This window comes from Gluconacetobacter sacchari (genome assembly GCF_014174255.1).
Lineage (GTDB): Bacteria > Pseudomonadota > Alphaproteobacteria > Acetobacterales > Acetobacteraceae > Gluconacetobacter > Gluconacetobacter sacchari.
Genome location: NZ_JABEQJ010000068.1, coordinates 1 through 5,535, shown reverse-complemented (window position 1 = coordinate 5,535; position 5,535 = coordinate 1). Strand labels below are relative to the sequence as shown.

General features: G+C 61.4%; 7 protein-coding genes. 1 reads left to right on the top strand and 6 read right to left on the bottom strand.

Going from position 1 to position 5,535, the window contains the following annotated elements:
• Positions 1-8: 8 nt before the first annotated feature.
• Genes HLH48_RS22450 through HLH48_RS22435 form a run of 4 tightly spaced genes read right to left on the bottom strand, consistent with a single transcriptional unit; the run spans position 9 to position 3,360 of the window.
• Entirely contained in the window at positions 9-917 is a 909-nt protein-coding gene (locus HLH48_RS22450; RefSeq protein WP_182999673.1) for a PHP domain-containing protein, read from the bottom strand.
• On the bottom strand, positions 889-1,137 hold the full coding sequence (locus HLH48_RS22445; RefSeq protein ID WP_182999672.1) for a hypothetical protein: 249 nt from the start codon (positions 1,135-1,137) through the stop codon (positions 889-891). The genes HLH48_RS22450 and HLH48_RS22445 overlap by 29 nt, the downstream gene beginning before the upstream one ends.
• On the bottom strand, positions 1,137-2,543 hold the full coding sequence (locus tag HLH48_RS22440; protein ID WP_264812887.1) for a DNA polymerase Y family protein: 1,407 nt from the start codon (positions 2,541-2,543) through the stop codon (positions 1,137-1,139). Before HLH48_RS22440 ends, HLH48_RS22445 begins: the two co-directional genes overlap by 1 nt.
• A 16-nt stretch (positions 2,544-2,559) precedes the next feature.
• Entirely contained in the window at positions 2,560-3,360 is an 801-nt protein-coding gene (locus HLH48_RS22435; RefSeq protein ID WP_182999670.1) for an ImuA family protein, read from the bottom strand.
• A 139-nt stretch (positions 3,361-3,499) separates the two neighbouring features.
• Between HLH48_RS22435 and HLH48_RS22430 the strand changes: the two genes are divergently transcribed.
• Entirely contained in the window at positions 3,500-4,135 is a 636-nt protein-coding gene (locus HLH48_RS22430) for an SOS response-associated peptidase (protein ID WP_182999669.1), read from the top strand.
• Positions 4,136-4,880: 745 nt separating this feature from the next.
• On the opposite strand, the gene HLH48_RS22425 is transcribed toward HLH48_RS22430, so the two are convergent.
• On the bottom strand, positions 4,881-5,147 hold the full coding sequence (locus HLH48_RS22425; protein WP_182999668.1) for a hypothetical protein: 267 nt from the start codon (positions 5,145-5,147) through the stop codon (positions 4,881-4,883).
• A gap of 248 nt (positions 5,148-5,395) precedes the next feature.
• Positions 5,396-5,535: transposase (locus tag HLH48_RS22420; protein WP_182999667.1), on the bottom strand; the 140-nt coding region annotated here is incomplete at its 5' end.

Below are 5,535 nucleotides of genomic sequence, written 5' to 3'. Positions count from 1 at the left end.
GCACCGTTTCAAAATGACACCGCCTCAACCCGGTGCGATCCCGCGCGCCCAAACCACAAAAGCAGAAAAATCCACCCAAAATACTCAATGCCGTGAATAAGATGGGTTAGGTCCGCGACGCTGAAGCGGCACCGCGCGACGATTGTGCGTGTGGCCGCAAGCGCCGCCTCAAACCCCCGGTATAGGGCAAGCATTTCGTCCGGTGACTTCAGGTGCCGATCTCTGAAGGGTTCGCGTCCCGCACCGAGTTGATCGAGCGGAGCCCCCAGCCGGATCGCCGTCAGCACGTCTTGTAGGATATGGCGCTGCGCATCGTGGTAGAGCACGTCGCCGACGACGACGGTCGGCACGCCCGTTCGGCCGGCGAGATCCACCAGAGCCTGGAGACGCGCCTGATCGCCAGGGCGCCGACGCAGGGTCAGCCCCAGATACGCGCTATCGATCCCGCCTTTTCGTTCCAGGTCCCCGAGGCGGCTCAAGACGCGCGCCAGGTCGGCATCCGGCATATCGGGGAGCAAGATGACGACGAGCCCGGCTCCGCCCGCCTCCAGGTCCTCCCAAGTCAGAGTGAACACCTGCCGCTCGCCCCGCTTGTGTCCAAGCGTCAACAGACGGCACAGGCTGCCCCAGGCGGCCCTGTCGATCGGGTAGGCGAGGAGCGCGGTCCCGTCAACGAGGTCGAGATGCACGCCCGGGACCAAGCGCACGCCATGTTCCTCGGCTGCTACATGCGCGCGGATGATCCCGGCAACCGAATTGTGGTCGGTTACGCCCAGCGTGCCGTAACCGAATGTGGCTGCCCGGCCGAATAACTCGTGCGGGTGACTCGCGCCTCGCAGGAAGGAGAAATTGGTCGCGACCTGCAATTCGACATAGGGGGCGGCGCTGTCAGCCATCGCCGGGCCGGCGGTCAACATTCGGATGGCGATGCTGGCTGGTGTCGGGCAGCGCAGCGCCGGCGTCGCACCGCACCAGGCGGAAGCCGCAGCGGCGAAGATGTTCGACCAGGCGTTCGGCAACCAGGCGAGCCATCAGCTCGTCGGCGTCATGGACGCGTCGGCGGCCGTCATAGCGCAGAGCGTGACTGAGCACGTCCGCAATCTCGGCCGGATCCGCCGGCTTCAGCTCTTCCGCCATCAGAGCACCCCATGGATGAACCAAGAGAGATCGCCCGACCATTCATGGACACCGTCTCCTTGCCGGAACAGCCAGAAGCGGCCTCCCTCGTCGTCCTCGACGACCCAGTAATCGCGGATTGCGCCATATTCCTCTGCATCCTGCCACCATTCTCCATGGATCCGCTCCGGGCCGTCGGCGGCCCGCACCCGATACCGCCCGCCGCGCCAAACGAAGAGGCGGGGCGGGGCGGTCGGCAACGTGCTCAGGACCATGATCGGTTCGGGTGTGGGGAACAGCCGGGCAGGGCGCTGAGCGCTCCATTGCCATGCGATCGGCTTTGTCTTCCGCCTGCTCGCGTCAGGCAGTGCCACCCGAACCTGCGTGCGCTCGGGAAGATGCGAGCCTGCCTCAGTCAGCCGGTAGATCTGCTCTATACCCTTGCGATTCCGTAGCCGGTCGAGCAGGCAGGCGAGACCTTCCGACACGTGTTCCGTGGCGAGCAGCCCGCGCGTGCGACCGTCCGCGGGGATCGGCTCGGTCCGGACGACGACGAGCTGCATCGCTTCGATGCCGAATCCCGGCTCGATCGTCTCAATCCGTTCCTTCAGCAGCCGGGCAATATGCGCCGCTTCATAAGCCGGGGCGGCCAGACCAACACAGCAGACCTGCATCGAGGCGTCCACGCGTTCGCACATCAGATCAATCAGGCGAGCACCCACGCCTCTTTGCACCAGGTCGCGCGAGGCATCGTCGACCAGGACCTCGATTACCGTGGCAATCGCTTCAGGTGTGCCGATCGGCTCGACGAAACTGCGCCGCGGCACAATCGCGTCCCTTGGGCGCAGCGGTTGAATCGGCTCGAACACGGCGCCCATTGCCTGGTCCAGGCGCCGCATCAGGTCGGCACCAAAGCGCCGCGTCAGGGGCGCTCTCGGGGCGGCCTGGAGAGCGCCGATCGTGCGCAGGCCGAGCCGTTGCAGGCCCTCTTCCGTCTGGCTGGCCAGGCGCAGGCCTCCGACCGGCAATGCGGCCAATGCGGCGCCCTGGCCGCCGGCCGGCAGGATGATGCGGTCATTCCGCCCGTAGCGGGCGAGTGCATGCGCTGCGCCCGGCGTCTCGGCGAGGGACAGGCGACAGGTCAGCCCCAGCGACGCCAGACGATCGGCCAGCGTATCGAGCATTGGCGCTTCGCCGCCCTGTAGGTGATCGCATCCCGTACTGTCGATCCAGATCCCATCGGGCGGATTGGTCGCAACCAGGGGCGACAGCCACAGGCACCATTCTGCAAGGCGTTCAAGAGCATCCCCATCGGCGTCTGCATCGAGCAGGGGGGCAAACAGGTCTGGAACCAGCGCCTGAGCGTGCGTCAACGCCATCCCGGGCACGACCCCGGCCGCCCGCGCGACGCGGTCCGCCGCGGCCACCACATATCGGCGTCCATCATGCGTATGCAGCGCCAGTCCCGACTCTGCCGGCTGGTCCGGATTGCGCCGGCGCCATAGGTCCGTGTGCCAGAACGGGAGCCAGAGGGAGATGATGCGGCGTGACATAAGGAGGAATCTCACAGGACCAGGACGCGGCATGGCCGCCGCGCTGACGCAGCAACTCGATCGTCCGGCGCTCGGGACCAAGGGCAGAAAGTGGGATCGAAGCAGAGAACGGCAGAACGCAGGGCTCTCCACGGACTCTCCAGCGGGTCTGGCAGGCACTTGGAGGCAGCCGGCCGGTATCGGGCGGCGCGGACTCGCGGTGCAGCAGAAAGCCGGTCGTGCCGCCCGCCTCCGATGCAAGCTGTAGCCGCCGCGACGCCGTCAGCGAGAGCGGCATGTCCAGGTCCGCTACCACGGCCGCCACAGCCCGTTCGCGCAGAATATCCTCACACAGCCGGGGCACGTTTTCGGGCCTGGTCTCGACGCAGATCACCCTGCCGGCGTCCAGTCCGGCCGCCCGGATGCCGGCCAGGTGCAGATCCAGGTAGCGTCCGGAGATCCAGACGATTTGTCCCTCGGTATCCGCCAGGATCGAGGCGATGAAGCGTGATGGCTTGGCCGCCACACGCAGGTCGCTGCCGGCGCCGTAGAATTCATGCACGACGCCGCATGGCAGGCCGCCTCCGAGGTGCCGATCGACTTCGACCAGGCCGGTGCGGAGATGGCGTGCTGGGTCGGATACCCTCGATCGGCGTTCGATCCGCGCGATCTGCTCGCGCAGCAATTCCATCGTCTCTGTGTGCTGGTTCATCGCCGCTCGCTCCCGCTCCCTCAGGATCGGCCGGATCATAGGCAGGAACAAAAGGAGAACACAAGCGATTCATTCGATGGACGGCGATGCCGGAAGTACGCTCTGCTCATACCGAGTGTCAGCCGGGAACGTTGGGGCGATGTGCAACCTTTATGCCATGGAAAGCTCGTCATCGACGATCCGCGCTGCCGCAGCTGCGGTGACCGATCGCGCTGGCAACCTGCCGGCGATGCCCTCCATCTATCCCGATTATGCTGCACCGATCGTGCGGAACGGCTCGAACGGCCGGGAACTGGTGATGGCCCGCTGGGGCATGCCCTCTCCGGCCTTCGCGCTGAAGGGCCACAAGGTCGATCGCGGCGTCACCAATATCCGGAACACGGAATCACCTCACTGGCGCCGCTGGCTTGGCCCGGCGCATCGTTGCCTAGTGCCGTTCACTGCCTTCGCCGAGAATAGCCTTCTGCCTGATGGCCGGATCCAGCCGGTCTGGTTCGCTGCCACCGAAAAGCGGCCATTGCGGTTCTTCGCCGGCCTGTGGACGTCCTGGACCTCTGTTCGGAAAATGCGCGAAGGCGAGGTAACGGCCGACGTATTCGGGTTCCTGACGACCGAGGCCAACGCCATCGTAGCGCCGGTTCATCCAAAAGCCATGCCGGTCATTCTCGAAACACCAAACGAGATCGCTCTCTGGCTGAATGCGCCGTGGGCAGATGCCGCAGCGCTTCAGCGCCCTCTGGATCCCAAACACATGCTGACCTGCTCACCAGCCTGATGGCCGAGCAGCGAACACTAGATTGAAACATCCAACGGCCCTACCTACGGCCCGAACGCCGGAGCTTCCGGGCGTTAAATATGGGTCAACTATCCCCGCTCGAGTCTCGCGATGCATTGACGTCCCGCCTCGGTAAGGACGAGATTTCGGCCGGAACCGGTGACGAAGCCACGTTGTCGTAAGGCCTCTTCTGTTCTGCCGGTACCACCAGGCACTGCCCGACCCTCACAATGAGCCCACGCCGGTAAGCCTCGATAAAGATCACGCAACACGCGGGCCATTGCCGAGGACGGCGACAGACGTGGCGCCCTCGAAGGGCCACCCCCACCAATGCCGTCTATCGATTTAGGCATTCGTTATCCACCAAAGGACCGCTACCGTCCTCATCTCCGACATCCTCGATGTTTAAACGCTTTTCGCATAACGGACATAAAAAACATGTATGCGCATGGAGCTCATGGAGTTTAATTCGTGCGCTTAATAGTCGATATTGCATCTTTCATTGCTTCGGCATTACCTTCTTCGATTTGGGCCATCATGGCTGTACATACCAAAGTAAAGCAATTACGTAATTCTTTTTCGTCCTTTACGTTCATAACGTCTTGAAGCTCTGGAGGCATGAAGTTGCGTGCTGCATCAACAATTTCCTTCGTCGAAAAGGACACACTTTGTGCCGCATGCGCGCTACAATTACGCATATCTCTTAGAAGATATAACTTATTTCTTGTATTAGAGTCGATAATACCTAAGGCTTAGCTAGAATTATTTTGGATGAAAACGTGCCGGCAACACCGTTAAAATCAAAAAAAGCGTCTCTTTCTTGTTCTTCGAGACCAGTTAAAGATTTCGTTATTTCTCTCTTAAGAGAATCCTCAATTATAGTTCCGAGGAAAACAATTACACTTCTGTCGCTTTCTGTTCTCAGATTACTAATTATCTCGTCCTCAGGAATCCTATGAGAGGCAGTATTTCCCAACTCTTTAAGTGCTTTTCGTGTCCCGTCTAAAGCCATTGTGCCTATCCTATGCGCTTATTGTTTTGTTGAAATTCAAAATCTACCTGTAATCGCCCCGTTTACAAAGAGCCAACCAGCGAGCTACGCAGCATCAAGCACGACATTTATGTCGGCAGTCGGAACTGATGCACACGCTGACCAGATGCAGCTACGAATTTAGATCCGCTTAGTCAAGGAATCCCCAACCCTTTAGCAGCCTGTCGGATTGGGCATTTGGGGGCTGATAACGCCGCGGCTGAGCGGGCTTATGCTGCCTGAAGCCGCGCCATTCTTTTGCAGTTGTATGCGAGTGCGACGAGTGTCCATTCAGTTGTGACTTTTGCAAGGCCACGCAGGCTGAATCTCCTGAAACCCATGACACTTTTGATAATTCCAAAGACCGGTT

Bases quoted from the DNA above. Each gene is read 5' to 3' on its own strand.
- HLH48_RS22450 (WP_182999673.1), bottom strand. From the start codon at position 917: ATGTTGACCGCCGGCCCGGCGATGGCTGACAGCGCCGCCCCCTATGTC.
- HLH48_RS22445 (WP_182999672.1), bottom strand. From the start codon at position 1,137: ATGGCGGAAGAGCTGAAGCCGGCGGATCCGGCCGAGATTGCGGACGTG.
- HLH48_RS22435 (WP_182999670.1), bottom strand. From the start codon at position 3,360: ATGAACCAGCACACAGAGACGATGGAATTGCTGCGCGAGCAGATCGCG.
- HLH48_RS22430 (WP_182999669.1), top strand. From the start codon at position 3,500: ATGTGCAACCTTTATGCCATGGAAAGCTCGTCATCGACGATCCGCGCT.
- HLH48_RS22425 (WP_182999668.1), bottom strand. From the start codon at position 5,147: ATGGCTTTAGACGGGACACGAAAAGCACTTAAAGAGTTGGGAAATACT.